Source organism: Nostoc sp. DedQUE04, assembly GCF_034530995.1.
Taxonomy (GTDB): domain Bacteria; phylum Cyanobacteriota; class Cyanobacteriia; order Cyanobacteriales; family Nostocaceae; genus Nostoc.
The window spans coordinates 139,139-157,727 of record NZ_JAVRCA010000016.1; the positions used below are offsets into that span (position 1 = coordinate 139,139).

Sequence of the window (18,589 nt, forward strand, 5' to 3'; positions counted from 1 at the left end):
GATGTCATCCCTTGCCTAAAGTAGAGATGTGTCTCGAAGCATGGCTTAGAGACATATCCTCAAGAATTTTTAACGAGCATTTTTATAAATCCATATTCCCAAGTAATCATTTTGTCTGCCTGAAGTTATTGCATTAACTTCTTTATTGTATGGCTGCACTTTTTGAGTGGCGTTTGCGCTTAAGTGCTGGAAATAAAATTACACCAGCACCGAACGACAAGATAGGAAAGCCTGAAGTCGGTTCAGCTACAGAGACAGATGAGATTGGTGTCAAGAGGAAGGCGTGTAATTCACCATTAACTGCACCACGACCGACAATTTGTCCATTATTATTAATGGCAGATGCCGCTGTTAAGGTAAAGCCACCCTCTGAACCAGGAGCAATCAGGTTATTTAAGTCGTACAGAGTCTTATCACTATAAAGAAAAGCCCGTAAACCATTGCCATCTGCGGCAAAAAAGTTATTGTTAGTGCCAGAAAACCCGACTACTTGACCCAAATTATTGATCCCCAAACCAGTACTAAACAAATCTGTAGGACGTAACCTACCGAGGTCTTGGAGTCCTGTGTTGGGACTGTACAGAAAAGCACGACTATCATTTACGCCAGTGAGTCCCGAACTACCAACTACCTGTCCTGAGTCATTAATATCATTTGCTTGACTGTACCTGTCACCAGGGAGGGTACCGAGATTAGTGATTACACCCTTGTCGGATAAAAAGGCTCGGCCGGAAGAACCGAAAATGCCAACTACCTGACTTAGATTATTTATGCCATAGGCAACATAATTTTCTTTTAAGTTATTGTTAATAATAGTCGTCGTACCATTGCTGTATTGGAAAGCGGCTCCGAAGGGAAAGGCAAGTTTTGGGAATATACCGCCACCAGTTGTACCGCCAACCACTTCACCTGAGTTATTGATAGCATAAGGAATGCCTTTAAGACCGATATTTTGCGTTGTCCCATCACTGTAAATAAAGACGTTATTATCACCGTCGGTCTTACCGATGGAATTACCAACTACTTGCCCCAAGTTATTGATACCACTGACTGCAAGTACATTATCGCCAGGCAACGGACTAATTTTTTTGACAGAACCATTACTGTAAAAAAAAGAACTGTCCAAAGAATTAATCGCTACTTCACCTGAGTCATTAATGTCTGTAGCATAACTGTAGGCTTCTCCTGCAAGATTACCTAAGTCAGTAACTGAGTATAAAGATACCGCCAATGCCGACTTGGATGCAGTCAGACTGATTGCGGTGAAAGTTATTGCTGTTATACAGGATTTCCACTTAAGTAAAACCATGTTACCTTGCCGTGATTTTCTATTCCCTTACCAAGTTACCACTGAAGAGTACGGTGGCAAGCTGCTGTATCTGGGTAATCGCTAAATACGCCATCAACACTTAAGCTGAAAAATAGTTCATATTCACCTTGAGGATTTCCTTGAAAATCCAGTGGCAAAAAACAGTCTTCATTGCAGAAAGTCCAGGCATGAACCAGCAAACCAGCCGCATGAGCATCTATCACTAATGATGTAGGCGATTGCAATTTACCATTGTTGTCTCTAGGAACCAGTAAATTTTTATGAATCCCAATCGCTTGTGCATATTTGGCAATTTCTTTTAAACCTGATGCTGTGATTAAATCTGCATAAGTGCGATCGCAGCCGCTAACGACAAAATCATAAGGTTTACCACTGTTATTCAGCAATTGCACCAAAGGTAAATCAGTCTTTGTGGATAAATCTTGTAAATTACCGACTTCAAAAGACTGAATAAAAACAGGTGCGTTAGCTCCCTGATAACCGTTGGCTGTTAAAGTTGCAAGTAGGGGTGGTTCTAAGGCTAACCCAATAGATTGAAAGTAAGTTGGGTGCTTCGTTTCTGGGTAAATGCCAATCGTCCGATTAATTTCGCCACTTTTAACCTTGACTAAATCGATAATTTCTTGCAGTGTGGGGATTTCTAAAAGTCCATCATAAGTGGTATTTTGCGATCGCAGTTGGGGAATTCGCTCTTTAGCTCGTAGTGTTTTCAGTTCTTTTAGGGTAAAGTCTTCAGTAAACCAGCCAGTTTTTGATTCGCCATCAATTATTTTAGTGGTTTGCAGGTGAGCAAACTCTGTATGAATTGTAACGTTGGTGGTTTCAGAAATTTCATTTTCGTGACGAGCAATTAAAATACCATCTTTGGTGGAAACTAAATCAGGTTCAATATAATCAGCCCCAAGTGCAATCGCTAATTCATAAGCAGCTAAAGTATGTTCTGGACGATAGCCGCTAGCACCTCGGTGGGCAATGATAATTGGAGATGCGTCTTGCAAAGTTGTAGTCATTATTTTACCCACCTAAGTAGGACAACGTAAACAATTAAAGGTTTGTAGTAAGGGCTTTGCTACTCAACCTACAATTATTTTTAACTTAATTTTAAATAATTTAAGACAAATAAAACCCTCTTTAGAGAGTTGTAATTTTTCATTGGTAATAGTCTCAAGAGTCTTTACATTCAATCATATAGTTATATTGATTACCACTGAATTATTTCTTGGCTGAGAGTTTAATTAATTCAACAAGTATGAAATTATTCAAATTTACGGACTTACCACACTAAATCGATGCAGTTTTAGTATTATTTAAATAACTAATATTAAATAATAAGTATTGCTATTAAATAATAAATCTGTCATATTTAAGAATCTTATTTGATCTATCCTTAAATCCTATTGTGTTTAATACATCCGATAAGATTAATATTTGTTTTTTCAAAAAACTCAGTACATATCTATTGTTTTTTTCCGTATTTTTTACTTATGCAAGTAAATTCAGGAATCAAATCGAAATTATAGATAATTAATTTGTTTCATTGTTCACTAATAGGAATTAGACCATGAATAGTCTACAATCTGCTAAACCTCCAAAACTTGATAGTTGTAATAACCAAGCGCTCCTCAATTACTTTGAGAATGCTTGGCAATTGGAAGATATATTATTGAAAAGTCTAGTCGGGGAAGAGACATTTTATCTCAATCCTGACCCTTTGAGAAATCCTCTAATTTTTTATTTGGGACATTCGGCTGTTTTCTACATCAATAAATTAATTCAGGTCGGATTATTAGAAAAACGCCTCAATCCAGAGTATGAAATTTTGTTTGAAATTGGAGTAGATCCAGAAAAACCAGAGGAGTTGAATGCAGCGATCGCTCATCTGAATTGGCCGCAAGTTGCACAGACTTGGGAGTATCGAGAACAAGCATATTCCGTAATTTATGAAGTAATTAAAACCATCCCAATTACTCTGCCAATTCATCCAAATCATCCCCTTTGGGCTTTAATGATGGGGATGGAACACCAGCGTATTCACATTGAAACTTCTTCGATGTTAATTCGCCAACTACCAATTGAGAAAGTGAAACGTCCTCAAAATTGGCAATATGCTCCTTTTAATGGTTACACTCCTCAGAACGAAACGATCGAAGTTGCTGGTGGGGTAGTAAAACTTGGTAAAGCCTTAGATGATTCAACTTATGGATGGGATATTGATTATGGCGATCGCACTGTTGAAGTTGCACCCTTTTTCGCCAGTAAATATCTGATTACCAATGCTGATTTTATCTATTTTGTCAAGGCTGGTGGCTACGAAAATCAAGAATATTGGGATGAAGAATCTTGGAATTGGAAAACTCGATACGGTATTCAATGCCCCAAATTTTGGTTACATGAAAATGGTAGCTACAAATATCGAGCTATGTTTGATGAAATTGACTTACCCCTAGATTGGCCTGTGGAAGTCAATCATTATGAAGCAATGGCTTATTGTCGTTGGCAAGGGAAAGATACTCGCTTAATGAGTGAAGCAGAATACCATTTAGCAACTTATGGTAATAGTTTATTAGATGATGTAGAAAATTATAATCTTAATTTAAAATTTGGCTCCCCTAGTCCCGTTGGGATGTTAGAAACAGCTAAAAGTTCTTCGGGATTGTATGATTTGCGTGGGAATGTTTGGGAATGGTTGAGTAATAACTTAAACCCGCTTCCAGGATATCAACCTCATTTCCTTTATGAAGATAATTCTGCCATCTTTTTTGATGATAAACATCAAATGATGTTAGGAGGATGTTGGATAACTAATGGTACAGAAGCTTTAAAATATTACCGCAACTGGTTCCGTCCCAATTTTTATCAGCACGCTGGTTTTCGGATTGTTCAAGATATTAAAAGTTAATAGAATATGCCTCAGTCGCATACTATAGCGGTTTGCAGTTGAGTCCAATACAGACCTAACCCCCAACCCCTTCCCTAGCAGGGAAGGGGAGTAAGATTTAAAGCCTCTCTCTTCTTAGGAGAGAGGAAGGGAAGGGAGGTCAAAATTGTGCTGCTTGTAAGCGATTGTGTGTTTAAACTAGTGAAAGCACAACTTCAGTGCTTAAGCCTTTTTCAACCAGCTAAACATAGCGCGTAAATCTTTACCAACTTCCTCAATTTTGTGTTCAGCTTCTTTACGACGCATGGCGGTAAATCCTGGTTTACCAGATTGGTTTTCTAGAACAAATTCTCGCGCAAATTGCCCAGATTGAATTTCGCTGAGAATCTTCTGCATTTCAGCTTTGGTTTGTTCGGTGACAATCCGCGGGCCACGGGTATAATCGCCATATTCAGCCGTGTTAGAAATACTGTCACGCATCTTAGCCAAACCACCTTCTACAACCAAGTCAACAATCAGCTTGACTTCATGCAGACATTCAAAATAAGCCAATTCTGGTTGATAACCAGCTTCTACCAAAGTTTCAAATCCGGCTTTGATTAAAGCACTCAAACCACCGCACAATACCGCTTGTTCGCCAAATAAATCGGTTTCAGTTTCTTCGCGGAAAGTAGTTTCGAGAACACCGGCGCGAGTACCACCGATACCTTTAGCATAAGACATAGCGCGATCGCGTGCTTGACCACTGGCATCTTGATAAACTGCAAACAACGCTGGTACACCTTCACCACCTTCATAAGTCCGCCGTACCAAATGCCCCGGCCCTTTTGGTGCTACCATCACCACATCTACGTTAGCCGGTGGTACAACTTGCCCAAAGTGAATATTGAAACCGTGGGCAAAAGCCAACACATTCCCTTCTTCTAAATTGGGTTCAATCTCATTTTTGTAAATTGTTTTTTGAACTTCATCAGGTAACAAAATCATGATGAAGTCAGCAGCATTGGCCGCATCTGCAACATTTTTCACAGTTAACCCAGCTGCTTCAGCTTTTGCGACTGACTTACTACCCGGATATAGTCCCACAATCACATTCAAACCACTATCTTTGAGATTGAGAGCGTGGGCATGACCTTGGGAACCATAGCCGATGATAGCAATAGTTTTTCCAGCCAAAAGGTCTAAATTGGCATCTTCGTCATAATACATCCGGGCCATAGAAGCATCTCCTGTCAGCAAGCATCGTCATTTATTGGCAGGCTTACGATTGTACCCCAAATTGAGTAACACAAATGAATTATCAATCATTCAATTTATCTCTTTGGACTGAGCAGGGGAGTAAGGGAGGCAGAGGAGCAGAGGAGCAATGACCAATGACAAATGACAAATGACAAATGACAAATAACTAATGACTAACCCTGTTACATAAATCGCAACAATATAGGCTTTGAGTTTTACTTCAGTAATACTGGGGTTAACTTCATCCATCTAGGGGTAGATTATGTATACTTCGCCTAAATTACCGCGCACATCTGCTTTATTTATAAGTGCGTTATTGGGAGGGGTAATTTTCACCAGTTGCGCCTCTTCCCAACAGACAGCAAGTAAGTCTGCACCTCAATCTGTACCTCAAATTGCAGCCAATGGCGGGGTAAATCAATTAAGTGCTCGTGAAAACAATATTTCCCAAAAGGCGGAAGCTGCACCAATAGCGCGTTCTCGTCCCCAACTGATCAAAAAGGCAGCAATCTCTTTGACTGTCAACTCTGTAGATCGGACTGTCGATGCTGTTTCGCAAATTATCAATCAACAGCAAGGGGATTTAATCGGGTTGAAACAACAACAACCCAAAAACGACAACCCGCGTTACACAGCAACAATCCAATTGCGGATACCAGAGAATCGGCTAGAACCTACTCTAGAACAACTAGCTAAATTGGGCACTGTTAATAGTCGTAATATCACTGCCGAAGATGTAGGCGATCGCCTAGTAGATTTCCAAGCCAGATTAACCAATTTGCAAAAAACTGAAGCCAATTTGCAAAAAATTATGGATCGGGCTGGTTCAGTCAGAGATGTGCTTAGTGTTGCCCAAGAACTGAGTAATGTCCGACAAACAATAGAACAAATTGATGCCCAACTAAAAAGCTTACAAAATCAAGTTGCTTATTCCACTATTACGCTGAACCTAGAAGCAGCAGTTTCTAGCACCAGTCCCCAACCTGACTTGGGTTTGCAAGTTAAGGAAACTTGGAATAACTCTACCCATTCTTTGAGGGCATTTTCCGTTGGCTTACTTAAACTGGGTATTTGGTTAATTGTTTACAGCCCCTATTTGTTAATTTTTGTTGCTCTTGTCTATGGCTTTAGGCGTTGGCGGCGAACTCATTCACCACGTTTGCCACAAACACCAGAGTCAACTATTTCTGACTAAAGTTGCATAAATTCTACATCTACCTTTGATAAATCTACACAGATAAACAGGGATTGAAATATCCCAAACTCTTATTGTCTGTACCTTTGTCCTAAAAATTTTGTTTATCCTGTAGTTTCGATTACTTTAATACTTTTTCAAATGTAAAGAGCAATACAAAATATATGATGACAATTTTGATACAAATCTGTTAAGAATAGTTACAATAGTCGGCATACACGATAATATTTCTTATGGTAAATTCACTTGACAATAATCCACCCCATAAAGTAGTAATCGTTGGTGGTGGTTTTGGTGGACTTTATGCAGCAAAAACACTCGCCAAAGCAGCAGTAAACGTTACTCTGATTGATAAACGTAACTTTCATCTATTTCAACCCCTTTTATATCAAGTCGCCACAGGTGCGCTATCTCCGGCTGATATCTCCTCACCGTTGCGTTCTGTCCTCAGCAAGAGCAAGAATACGAAAGTGCTGCTGGGAGAGGTGAATAATATCGATCCAGAAGCGCAAAAAGTGATTGTAGGTGAGGAAGCAATCCCTTACGATACGTTAATTGTCGCCACAGGTGCGAAGCATTCTTACTTTGGCAAAGATAACTGGGAAGAATTCGCCCCAGGCTTGAAAACTGTAGAAGATGCGATAGAAATGCGTAGCCGGATCTTTTCAGCCTTTGAAGCCGCAGAAAAAGAAACCGATCCAGAAATTCGCCGTGCTTGGTTAACTTTTGTAATTGTGGGTGGTGGCCCAACTGGTGTAGAGTTGGCGGGTGCGATCGCAGAATTAGCAAATCAAACTCTCAAAGAAGATTTCCGCAGCATCGACACTTCAGAAGCCAAGATTTTGCTATTAGAAGGTTTGGATCGGATTTTGCCACCCTTTGCACCAGAGTTATCACAAGAAGCGGAAGCATCTCTAACGCGGTTGGGGGTGGTTGTGCAGACAAAAACATTGGTAACAAATATTGAAAATGATATTGTTACCCTCAAACAAGGGGATGAAGTTAAAGAAATTGCCTCAAAAACAGTATTATGGGCAGCAGGTGTAAAAGCTTCCGCAATGGGAAAAGTGCTAGCAGAACGCACAGATGCCGAATGTGATCGCGCTGGACGGATTATCGTTGAACCTGACTTGAGTATTAAGGGACATCCCAATATTTTTGTAATTGGCGACTTAGCAAATTTTTCTCATCAAAATGGTAAACCGCTACCTGGTGTTGCACCTGTAGCGAAGCAAGAAGGTGAATATGTAGCAGCACTAGTCCAAAAGCGGCTTGTAGGTAACAATTTGCCACCCTTTGCTTATACCGATTATGGTAGTTTGGCAATGATTGGGCATAATTCTGCTGTAGTCGATTTGGGCTTTACCAAGCTGAAAGGTTTCGTTGCATGGCTGTTTTGGCTATTTATTCACATCTACTTCTTAATTGAATTTAACAACAAATTAGTAGTAATGATTCAGTGGGCATGGAGCTATTTCACCCGTAATCGGGGAGCAAGATTGATTACAGGTAAAGAAACCCTTACGGAATTTGTAATTAGCGATCGCAACAGTTATTCAGCCGATAATAAACAACCAGTAAATGTCTAATTGGGCATGGGGCATTGGGCATTGGGCATGGAGAAGAGACAAGGTAGACAAGGAAGAGGGGGGAGACTTGGGAGAGACTTGTTCAATAATTCCCCCTTGTCCCCTTGTCCCCTTGTCCCCTTGTCCCCTTGTCCCCCCACTCCCCACTCCTCACTTCCCACTCCCCATAACAAAGTTATCGCCCTCATAAATTAGCAGTAAGCTATTTGAGGGCGTTTTTCATAATCTACATAATGGCAACTATTAACGACAACTACCTGAAGCTGAAAGCGGGTTATCTGTTTCCAGAAATTGCTCGGCGGGTGAATGCCTTTGCAGAAGCAAACAGTAATGCTAAAATCATCCGGCTGGGGATTGGCGATGTTACCGAACCTCTACCGGAGGCTTGCCGCACAGGGATGATTAAAGCTGTGGAAGAAATGGGCGATCGCAATACTTTTAAAGGCTACGGGCCAGAGCAAGGCTACGCATGGTTGCGGGAGAAAATTGCTACTCAAGATTTCCAAGCACGAGGAGCCAATATAGATGCTTCCGAAATCTTTATCTCCGACGGTTCCAAGTGCGACACAGGCAACATTCTAGAAATCTTTGGTCATGACAATCTAATTGCCGTTACTGACCCAGTTTACCCTGTGTATGTAGACACTAACGTGATGGTGGGAAATACTGGAGATGCTAACGATAAAGGCGAATTTGAGGGTTTAGTTTATCTACCAATTACGGCTGATAACAACTTCACCGCCGAGATTCCCTCAAAAAAAGTCGATTTAATTTATCTCTGCTTTCCTAATAACCCCACTGGCGCAACTGCTACCAAGGAATATCTCAAAACATGGGTAGACTATGCCAAAGCTAATAATTCGATTATTTTCTTTGATGCAGCCTACGAAGCTTATATTACCGATCCGTCGATTCCTCACTCAATTTATGAAATTGAAGGTGCAAGAGAAGTTGCGATCGAATTTCGGTCTTTCTCCAAAAATGCAGGTTTTACAGGAACCCGTTGTGCGTTAACCGTAGTACCAAAGACACTCACAGCAAAAGCCGCCGATGGTTCCGATGTCGAACTGTGGAAGCTCTGGAATCGTCGCCAGTCTACCAAATTCAACGGTGTTTCTTACATCGTCCAACGGGGAGCCGAAGCGGTTTACTCCGAAGAAGGACAAGCACAAATCAAAGGATTGGTAAGTTTCTATCTAGAGAACGCCAAAATTATCCGTGAGAAACTCACAGCCGCCGGATTATCAGTTTATGGAGGCGTGAATGCACCTTACGTTTGGGTGAAAACTCCTAATGGTTTGTCCAGTTGGGAATTCTTTGATAAGTTGCTGCAAACTGTCAACGTTGTGGGGACACCTGGTTCAGGCTTTGGTGCTGCGGGTGAAGGTTACTTCCGCATTTCGGCATTTAACAGCCGCGAGAATGTCGAAGAGGCGATGAAACGGATTGCTGAGAAGTTTAAGGTGTAGGCGATCGCTTTTAGCCACTTTTGTTAAACTCATTCTATTAATCTAAAGGTTACGGTGGGCTGTATTATCCACCGCAACCTAATAGATTTTGAATTTTGAATTTTGAATTTTGAATTGGAGCGAAGCGACGTGACTGCTGCTATTCTCGTTTTAAAAGCTGTTAGTCAGATGCAGTTAGCACCTGGTAGCACAGTGACAATTCCAGATGTTAACTGGGAAGAATTTGAATCTATATTACAAGAATTGGGAGAAAAAAGAACTACACGAATTGCCTACAGCCAGAATACTTTAGAAATTATGGCTCCTTTACCAGAACATGAAATACCCAAAGATTTAATTTCTGATATTGTCAAAATATTGCTGAAGGCTAAAAATATCAGATATCAACCTTTTGGTTCCACCACCTTTAAACAACAAGGTGTTGCAGGAGTTGAACCTGATGCTTGCTTTTATATTCAGAATTATCAACAAATGATTGGTCATCGCCGCTTACAACCTGATGACCCGCCGCCAGATTTAGCGATTGAAACTGATGTGACATCAAAAACTACTCTTGATGCTTATGAAGCCATTGGAGTCCCAGAATTATGGGTTTACGATAGCGTGAATCTTTCTATTTATTTACTGAAAGAGGGGAAATATATAAAATCTAACACCAGTTTTAATTTTGAAGATATAGCGATTACTGAGATTATCCCTGCTGCCGTAGAACGTAGTTGGCAAGTAGGAAGTTTTCAAGCTTTAGAAGAATTGGAAGCGAGGATTTAGTAAATAAAATACGTAATAGAACGTGCGAGGGATAAATTCAAGAAATGCCAAGCTTAATAGTTTGTATCTTTATGTTAGTAGTCATACTTAAAAGCTATACTTTAGTTGCTAATCTATTCCACATATAGATATTTATGCAAAACCTCTTCGGAATCGGTCGTTTAAATGCAAATCCTCACTACTATAGCTACTTTCATTATTTACTTTTTAATGAAGATGGCACTGTAGATATGGGATCTGGAGCAGGACAAGCAATTATTGTTACCGCTCAAGGAAAGTATTCAGTGTCAAAAATTGCTGAAGCTTCATTTAGTATAAAATTTTATGAATTAATTGAAACTAATCATTATAGCCACAATGGTAATATTGGCGATAAAATTAGAGATATTGAGCCGTTTGGTGTCAGAGTAACAATAGAAAAAGGAACTTTTGCTTTTGAGCAAGAAGTTATTTGGAACATAAAAAATGAAGAAGAGCATCCATGCTATTTATTTACATCAAGGTATGTATTTGATTGCGATCCTCTCAGCTTTTCTAAAGAAAAAAGCCAAAAAAATGCCTATTATTTAATAGAACAAAAAGACTTTTATGAATCTGAAAAATACTATTATCCTCAAGCTGAATGCAAAAAATTGATATTCAAAGAATTACAAGAGCTAGGGATTACGCCGATTTCTTGAGATACTGATAGGATTGGTAAATACTTCCCATTCTCTAGATTAAGATAAAGTGCGATCGCCTTCACGTTGTGCTTGTCAATTTAGTATTTTGAGTAAGTTTGGCAGAATGATTTTCTGGCTTTGAATACATAGCATTATTCCTGAGAATTACTTCCTTCTTTTTCACCATCATCAGGTAAATCAATTTTCGGTTGCCTATAATTAGCCAAAGTCACCCCTTCTTCTAAAAATACAGCAGAGTACTTACTCAACCCAATACGCTGTGCAGAGTAAATTCCAGAATGACCTGAAAATAAATAGCTCACTATACAGCCAATACCAATAAATAACCCTGATTCCAAACCAAATAATTCAATTCCCATTAAGGTGGATGCCAATGGTGTATTTGCTGCACCCGCAAACACACCCACAAATCCCATTCCTGCTAGCAGTGGTGCAGGTAATGCTAAAAGCAACGACAAAGCATTACCTAAAGTTGCACCAATAAAAAATAAAGGTGTCACTTCTCCTCCTTTAAAACCTGCTCCTAAAGTTAGAGCAGTCAAACCCAATTTTGCTGCAAAATCCCAAGGAGGTAGCTGAGTGAAAAAGGAATCAACAATAGTAGGGATACCAAGCCCAATGTATTTAGTTGTACCACTTAACCCAACAATTACTGCTATCATCGCACCGCCTATCAAAGGACGCAGTGGAGGATAAGATATTTTTGCTTTAAATAAGTGGCTAATTTGGTGAGTTACTTTAGCAAAGAATCTCGCGACAATTCCAAAAATTGCACCTGCAATAATCGCAGCAATCAATCTCCAAATTGTGAGCGGCGGTATAAAGGGAGCGTGTCGGTATGCTGTATGATGTAAACCTAATAGTAAAGTTACTTGATTTCCGACGATCGCAGCAATTAAAGAAGGAAAAAGAGCGTCGTAATGAATTTTACCAATCGCTAAAACTTCTAGACCAAATACGGTTCCAGCTAAGGGAGTACCGAAAACTGAAGCGAATCCCCCACTGATACCTGCCGTTAACAAAATTCTGCGATTAGCCCCTTGAAAATGCAATATTTTAGTTAACTGGTCTGCCAAAGAAGCACCCATTTGTAATGCTGTACCTTCACGACCGGCTGAACCACCAAAAAAATGGGTAAGGTCTGTTCCTAATAAAACAAGAGGAGCCATACGAAAAGGAATAATATTTTTGGGGTTATGAATTTCTTCGAGTAAAAGGTTATTTCCAGCTTCTACAGTCCGACCAAATTGATGATAAATCCAACCACTCAAGAAGCCACCAAGAGGAAGCAAAGCGATAATCCACCGATGTGATTCTCGCCAATCAGTTGCCCATTCTAATGATGCTAAAAGAGCCGCCGAGGCCGTTCCAGCAAGAATGCCAACCACAAAGGAGATGGGCAACCACTTGATTAAGTGGGGTAAGGCAATAAATGGTTCAAACTGACGAAAGTGTTTCATACCATGACTCCTTGAGGTGCGATTTGTAGAGAGATACTTTCTACAGGGGAGTCAGGTAATGCATTTAGCCAAGCCCTACTCTCCCGCAGTTAGCAAGGAAAGTAGGAGCCATCAGCCTTCCAGTGATGAATTTTAGGACTGGAAAGGCGGTTTCGGCGAGCTCCATCGCCATTGATTTGATTTCAAATCAAGGATACCATTTTTGCTTTTCAATATTTGTTTTTTTGAGAAACTAACAATAATACAGCTGCCAACGCAAACAAGCTCCCAGCAATAAATGTCGCCTCTGCTCCCAGTGTTTGCCACAACCCACCAGCTAGCAAACTGGCAGGTAAAAGCGCTAGTCCGACAGCTAAGTTGAGGAATCCAAAAGCAGTGCCACGCAGATTTGCAGGTATACTATTTGCCACTAGCGCCAATAGCAATCCTTTACTCATGCCCAGATGTAGACCATAAAGGGCAAACAATCCCCACGCTTGCCAAGATGTCTGCACAAAGGCGAAACCCAAATAGACTAAAGCGTATAAAAGAAATCCGCCTACCAGTAACCCAAATTTACCCACGCGATCGGAAAGTATTCCTAATGGGTAGGCGCTGAATGAGTAGGCGATGTTCATCGCCATTAATGTCAATGGTATAAGTGAGGCAGAAATGCCTGTTTGTTCTGCTCGCAGCAACAAAAAAGCATTGCTGGAGTTGCCTAAATTGAATAACAATGCCACTGCTACAAGTACCCAGTATCCTTGACCCAAGCTGCGTAAAGCTTGCCATTGCAGAGGATTGCTTCGGTTTCCTTGAGTTTCACTTGTTTGTGGTTCGCGTACTCCTACTGTTAATAAAGTGACTGCGAAAAATCCAGGGATGAGTGCTAGCCAAAAAACCAGGCGGAAGTTGTTTTTGGAAGCAGTCATCAGGGTGAATGCTGCCAAAGGCCCCAAAAATGCTCCGATAGTATCAAGGGATTGACGCAATCCATAAGCTGCACCGCGTACCTCTGGATCGGTGGAATCGGCGACTAAGGCATCGCGGGGCGCTACCCGAATACCTTTACCAATGCGATCGCCAAATCGAGCTATTAACACCCCAGTTGGACTGCTAGCTACAGCAAATAGTGGTTTAACAAAGGTGGATAAGCCGTACCCAAACACCGCTAATCCTTTACGATGTCCTAGATAATCACTCAACGCTCCCGAAAAGATTTTTAAAACTGAAGCTGTTGCTTCTGCAATGCCTTCGATGATGCCCACAGTCAAAATATTCGCCCCTAAAACTGATACCAAAAATAAGGGCAATACAGAATTAATCATCTCAGAGCTAATATCTGTCAGCAAACTGACAAATCCCAATACCCAAACAGTGCCGGGAATTGTCTGGAAAAATTTATTTTGTAGTTGCATATTTCCTGTTTACCTGACTGGCTTTTACTACATCAACTCTGTAATTCTTGAGAACCAATAAGTGAGCTTCTGACTTTATGATTCAGACTCATAATTTTCTGCAATACAACAGTTGTTTCATAAGTAGACTAACAATAAAATCGATTTAATGCAACACCTGTTACAATCTATCTATGGACAGAAAGTGTTGGAACTTATTGGTGTACAAAGTACCCGCACAGCCTTCAACGCAACGGGTGTATGTTTGGCGTAAACTCAAGGGCTGGGGCGCACTTTATCTACAGCAGTCGGTGTGCGTGCTACCGCATAGAGAAGACTTGCAACAATATTTAGCAGAATTGAAAGCAGACATTACAGCAGGTGGTGGTGAAGCAGATTTATTGATTATTTGGATTGATGAACCCGATCAAAACGCTATGTTGGTAAATCGTTTTCAACAGCAGGCAGATCGAGAATATCAAGAGTTTTTGGGGCAATGTCGGGATTTGCATTGCGAATTGAGCGAGGAACGGAAAATAGGTAATCTCACCTTTGCAGAATTAGAAGAGAACGAGGCGGAATTAAATAAACTGCGTTCTTGGTTGCCTAAAATCCGCGATCGCGATTTGTTTGATGCCCCAAAATACTCACAAGCCACTGAAGCTTTGAAGGCGTGCGAATTAGATTTTCAGCTATTTTCCCAACAAATATATCAAGCAGAAGGAATAGACTCAGAATCTTTATAAGTAAATCGATCTTAACTAATGGTGTATACATAGCCTAATTTAAGCATCACCATTGTAATTTCTGCCTATAGATAGATGTTGTTTTTACTATTTATTAACGTTGATTCTATAATTAAATTAGTATTATTAAAACTTAAGTAGGAAAACCGTACTTATCTGATAGGTTTTCTATACCATATTTCTAAGTTTAGCTGGATAAAATCAAAATATAGCTGAAGTAATGCTGTTTTCGGAAAAATTTACACAGCATTAGCAGGAGAGCAAAAACATGACAAATCAATTGAAAACGGCTACTTTGCTTGCTGCACTAAGTGGTCTTTTGATTGCAATTAGTTACTGGGTAATTGGCGGTTCTAGTGGTTTGATTATCGGGATTGGCTTGGCAGCAGCAACCAACCTGTTTTCTTGGTATCAATCAGATAAAATTGCCCTAGCAGTATACCAAGCGCAACCTGTAAGTGAAAGGGAAGCACCAGGACTTTATCGGATGGTGCAGAGATTGAGCGATCGCGCTAACATTCCCATGCCTAAAGTTTATATCGTTCCTAGCCAGGGTGCTAATGCCTTCGCTACAGGGCGCGATCCAGAACACGCTGCTGTGGCTGTCACTGAAGGTATTTTAAATATATTGCCAGAGGATGAACTCGAAGGTGTTATCGCCCACGAGCTAACCCATATTATTAATCGTGACACTCTCACTCAAGCTGTTGCTGCTACTGTAGCTGGTGCGATTTCATTCTTAGCCCAAATGGTTAGTTACAGCTTATGGTTTGGCGGTGGTTCGCGAGATGACAACAGAGGTGGAAATCCAATAGGAGTTTTATTAACAGTCATGCTTGCTCCACTGGCTGCGACAATTATTCAGCTAGCAATTTCGCGCACGCGAGAATTTTCTGCTGATGCCGGTTCTGCGAGATTAACTGGTAATCCCCGCGCTTTAGCTAGGGCATTGCAACGCTTAGAAGCTTCAGCAAAGCAAATGCCTTTAAATGCCAATCCAGCTTATGAGCCGTTATTAATTATTAATTCCATTTCTGGACAGTTTATGGGTAACTTGTTCTCTAGTCATCCAGCTACAGAAATGCGAGTTGCAGCATTGCTGAAATTAGAGCAACAACTGCCAACAAAAGCTTATTAATTTGTCATTTGTCATTTGTTCTTTGTCAAATAAATAAATGGCTAATGACTATTAAGATATGGTGCAGTTTTTATTGGAGAGTAAACTTTGCAATTAAGGATGTTTTAAGTATGAATTCTAACAATATCGAATCTACTGAATCCATAGTAATTGTAAAAATAAGTTCTGAAACCGACAAATTAGTGGAAACCGAAATGGCTGGTGAAACTGATGAGGTGAAACGCGAAACCAAAGCCTTAATTGAAGCGCTAAAAAGACGCGCTCAAGCTGAGGCTGATTCCGCAGGTACTCTCACCTGTGAAACCTATTTGAAAGTTGTGCGTCAAGCACGGGAATTAATTGAAGGAAGGAAACTGATACAAGGCGATCGCTTAGAAAACTCTTGGGCGGTAATTCAGGATGAAGCTGAGAGAAACTGGCACTTATTGATGAAAGACTTAGTAGACTTCAGCTTTCGCGTGCAAAAGGCGGCCATTGCTGCTTGGGAAACCTTCAATAATCCTTATTCTCGTTAAAAAAGGGAAAGGGTGCGATCGCAATAGGGTTCGCTTAAAGGGGAAAGGTTAAAGGGAAAGGGGGAGAAAAAACCTTTTCCCCAAAGATAATTATGAGTTCAAAATACTTATCCGAACCGTATAGGGTGCAATCGCAGATAAATATTTTAGGGGCGTACAGATGTACGCCCTTTTTTATAGCCCGTCAAAAATATCGCTATTTGTAGACCAAAAATGATTTACTAAACTAAATAGCCAATACCATAAAAAGCGTAAATATTCAGTACTTTAGGTTTCACAAATAGGAAATAAGCAGTGTTACCAAACAAGCCGCCTGCAACTAATCAAACTCAACGCTGGACATTTGCTCAACTTTTTGGACTGGTAAAGCGTAATCCCCTAATGATTTCGCAGTGGGTTATCCGCTGGATAGCCGTGGGGACTGCTGGTGGTCTATTTGCGGCGTTGTACTGGAATGTTCTAGAGTTTCTAACTCACAGATTCCAGCGATTTGAGGGTTTTAGCCTCTTGATAGTGATGCCACTTAGCGGTTTAGTTATCGGTCTGGTGATTCATTTTTTGGGAAATCCCGGTGAAATCGCTGTGATTGTTGATAATATTCATTTTCGTGGCGGACGCCTAGATGTTCGCAAAAATCCTTCAATGATTCTTGCTTCTCTAGTCAGCATCTCAGCAGGCGGTAGTGCTGGCCCAGAAGCACCACTCGTACAGGTAACAGGTTCTTTTGGTACTTGGATTGCCGATCGCTTAAAACTCCAAGGTGAAGACCTCAGAACCATGAGTTTAGCAGCAATGGCAGCTGGCTTCACTGCCTTGTTTGGCTCACCTCTTGGTGGTGCGATGTTCGCTTTAGAGATTTTGCACCACGAGCATATTGTGGAATATTACGAAGCTTTAATGCCAGCCATTGTTTCGAGTTGCGCTAGCTATCTGGTGTTTGCAGCAATTACACATATGGGTATTGCCCCTACTTGGCATTTTCCTCAGTATCACTTAGAAAGGATTGATGATTTTGCGATCGCGATCGTGTTTGGAATTATCGGGGCAGTGGCGGGATGGATTTTTATAGGTATTTTTCGCGGCTGCGATGCCTTTTGGCAAGCTGTTTCACGTCTGGGCGTCTCTGCATCAACTCCTGTTCCCATTTATGTACGCACAACACTAGCAGGAGTGGGACTTGGCATTTTAGCAGTTTTATTACCCCTTACCCGTTATTTTGGACATGAAGAGTTAGATTCAGTCCTGAGAGCTAACTTTGGTGCTGTTTTTCTCTTAACTCTCGCCCTTGGGAAAATGGCTGCCATTAGCATTACGGTAACAGGTGGGTGGCGCGGTGGATTCATCATTCCCCTATTTTTCACTGGTGCTTGCATTGGTAAAGCAGTAGCAGTCTTAATTCCGGGACTCGATCCTGCCCTTGCCATGATTTGTACAATGGCGGCTGTCAACGCAGCGGTAACGCGTACACCGATAAGTACGACTTTGCTACTATCAAAACTGACTAACTTGAGTCCCCTTACGCCAATCCTTTTTGCCAGCTTGATTGGATTTTTTCTTGCCCCTAAAGTTCCTCTGATCGCATCTCAACTCAAATCCCAGAGAGAAGCTACGGATTGAACAAGCACCTGAGTTAGCTGCCCAGGCGAAAAAAATTTTACAAACGTTTTCAATCTACTAAACCAGCAACTGATCGCTCCCTGTAGACCAAACATGATTCACTGAACTACCCACACCTCTCTCACTTGTAAGTGTAGGCTTTTGAGTTCATCAACAACAGCCTTTGCACCTTAAAGTTTATTGGTTTTATATTGCTATTGATACAGCAATTACCCCCTTTTTCCTATTGCGATCGTGCTTTTGCTCAAAATTACCAGCCTCATTTATTTTCTCATAAGTTTAAAACTTATAATTTATATTGCCTATAATGAATTAATTTACTTAGTTTAATTTTTGTATAATGGCAAATAAAATTCATCTTAATAAACTTGCAGAGGGAGTTACGGCTTGGAATGATTGGCGAGCTACAAATCCAAATATAGATGTGGATCTTAGTGGAGTTTATCTGGTTTATGAAATATCTATAAGAAACCAAAAAAAGGCTTGGAGGCTTCTTACACCTTTCATATCTTTATTGGTTACTCTTTTTCTTATAAACCTCATCCACCTTGAGAACTGGAGTTTTTCAAGAAGATATATTAGTTTA

Annotated in this window: 15 protein-coding genes, 1 pseudogene and 1 riboswitch; of the genes and pseudogenes, 11 read left to right on the forward strand and 5 right to left on the reverse strand. The window is 40.6% G+C overall.

All coding sequences use genetic code 11. The features are described from left to right. Positions 1-142 precede the first annotated feature (142 nt). Both RM049_RS14275 and RM049_RS14280 read right to left on the reverse strand, forming a co-directional pair. On the reverse strand, positions 143-1,309 hold the full coding sequence (locus RM049_RS14275; RefSeq protein WP_322704607.1) for a DUF3466 family protein: 1,167 nt from the start codon (positions 1,307-1,309) through the stop codon (positions 143-145). Positions 1,310-1,344: 35 nt separating this feature from the next. Further along, positions 1,345-2,340 (reverse strand): glycerophosphodiester phosphodiesterase, encoded by a 996-nt coding sequence (locus tag RM049_RS14280; protein ID WP_322704608.1) that lies wholly within the window; start codon positions 2,338-2,340, stop codon positions 1,345-1,347. A gap of 551 nt (positions 2,341-2,891) precedes the next feature. Between RM049_RS14280 and ovoA the strand changes: the two genes are divergently transcribed. Next, the gene (ovoA, locus tag RM049_RS14285) at positions 2,892-4,229 is read left to right on the forward strand and encodes a 5-histidylcysteine sulfoxide synthase (protein WP_322704609.1); all 1,338 of its coding nucleotides are present in this window, start codon (positions 2,892-2,894) and stop codon (positions 4,227-4,229) included. Positions 4,230-4,430: 201 nt separating this feature from the next. Here the strand turns inward: ovoA and ilvC are convergent, their stop codons facing one another. Further along, on the reverse strand, positions 4,431-5,426 hold the full coding sequence (gene ilvC, locus RM049_RS14290) for a ketol-acid reductoisomerase (RefSeq protein ID WP_100900363.1): 996 nt from the start codon (positions 5,424-5,426) through the stop codon (positions 4,431-4,433). Between the two features lie 283 nt (positions 5,427-5,709). Here ilvC and RM049_RS14295 point away from each other — a divergent pair, with 283 nt between their 5' ends. The 5 genes from RM049_RS14295 to RM049_RS14315 all read left to right on the forward strand — a co-directional run bounded on the left by RM049_RS14295 (position 5,710) and on the right by RM049_RS14315 (position 11,148). Next, on the forward strand, positions 5,710-6,642 hold the full coding sequence (locus RM049_RS14295) for a DUF4349 domain-containing protein (RefSeq protein WP_322704610.1): 933 nt from the start codon (positions 5,710-5,712) through the stop codon (positions 6,640-6,642). Between the two features lie 233 nt (positions 6,643-6,875). Further along, the gene (locus tag RM049_RS14300; protein WP_322704611.1) at positions 6,876-8,231 is read left to right on the forward strand and encodes an NAD(P)/FAD-dependent oxidoreductase; all 1,356 of its coding nucleotides are present in this window, start codon (positions 6,876-6,878) and stop codon (positions 8,229-8,231) included. 233 nt (positions 8,232-8,464) lie between these two features. Further along, a complete protein-coding gene (locus RM049_RS14305; RefSeq protein WP_322704612.1) occupies positions 8,465-9,700 on the forward strand; it encodes an LL-diaminopimelate aminotransferase in 1,236 nt (411 codons plus the stop codon). A 129-nt stretch (positions 9,701-9,829) separates the two neighbouring features. After that, complete coding sequence (locus tag RM049_RS14310; protein WP_322704613.1) at positions 9,830-10,468, forward strand: Uma2 family endonuclease; 639 nt, start codon at positions 9,830-9,832, stop codon at positions 10,466-10,468. Between the two features lie 134 nt (positions 10,469-10,602). Further along, positions 10,603-11,148: a hypothetical protein gene (locus RM049_RS14315; RefSeq protein WP_322704614.1), complete on the forward strand. Its 546-nt coding sequence runs from the start codon at positions 10,603-10,605 to the stop codon at positions 11,146-11,148. A gap of 134 nt (positions 11,149-11,282) precedes the next feature. On the opposite strand, the gene RM049_RS14320 is transcribed toward RM049_RS14315, so the two are convergent. Together RM049_RS14320 and RM049_RS14325 are read right to left on the reverse strand one after the other, a co-directional pair. Then, positions 11,283-12,611: a voltage-gated chloride channel family protein gene (locus RM049_RS14320; protein ID WP_322704615.1), complete on the reverse strand. Its 1,329-nt coding sequence runs from the start codon at positions 12,609-12,611 to the stop codon at positions 11,283-11,285. 95 nt (positions 12,612-12,706) lie between these two features. Then, positions 12,707-12,790, reverse strand: a riboswitch (Fluoride riboswitch). 30 nt (positions 12,791-12,820) lie between these two features. Then, a complete protein-coding gene (locus RM049_RS14325) occupies positions 12,821-14,008 on the reverse strand; it encodes an MFS transporter (RefSeq protein ID WP_322704616.1) in 1,188 nt (395 codons plus the stop codon). Positions 14,009-14,208: 200 nt separating this feature from the next. Between RM049_RS14325 and RM049_RS14330 the strand changes: the two genes are divergently transcribed. The 5 genes and pseudogenes from RM049_RS14330 to RM049_RS14350 all read left to right on the forward strand — a co-directional run. Further along, positions 14,209-14,733 carry a Chromate resistance protein ChrB gene (locus RM049_RS14330; RefSeq protein WP_322704617.1) on the forward strand — a complete coding sequence of 175 codons (525 nt, stop codon included), beginning with the start codon at positions 14,209-14,211 and terminating at the stop codon, positions 14,731-14,733. Between the two features lie 268 nt (positions 14,734-15,001). Next, a complete protein-coding gene (locus tag RM049_RS14335) occupies positions 15,002-15,871 on the forward strand; it encodes a zinc metalloprotease HtpX (protein WP_322704618.1) in 870 nt (289 codons plus the stop codon). Positions 15,872-15,981: 110 nt separating this feature from the next. Further along, positions 15,982-16,386, forward strand: coding sequence for a hypothetical protein (locus tag RM049_RS14340; RefSeq protein ID WP_322704619.1), 405 nt, complete (start codon positions 15,982-15,984; stop codon positions 16,384-16,386). 294 nt (positions 16,387-16,680) lie between these two features. Beyond that, positions 16,681-18,003, forward strand: a complete 1,323-nt coding sequence (locus RM049_RS14345; RefSeq protein ID WP_322704620.1) for a chloride channel protein — start codon at positions 16,681-16,683, stop codon at positions 18,001-18,003. A gap of 340 nt (positions 18,004-18,343) precedes the next feature. After that, positions 18,344-18,589, forward strand: a pseudogene (locus tag RM049_RS14350) (hypothetical protein); the annotation flags it as partial.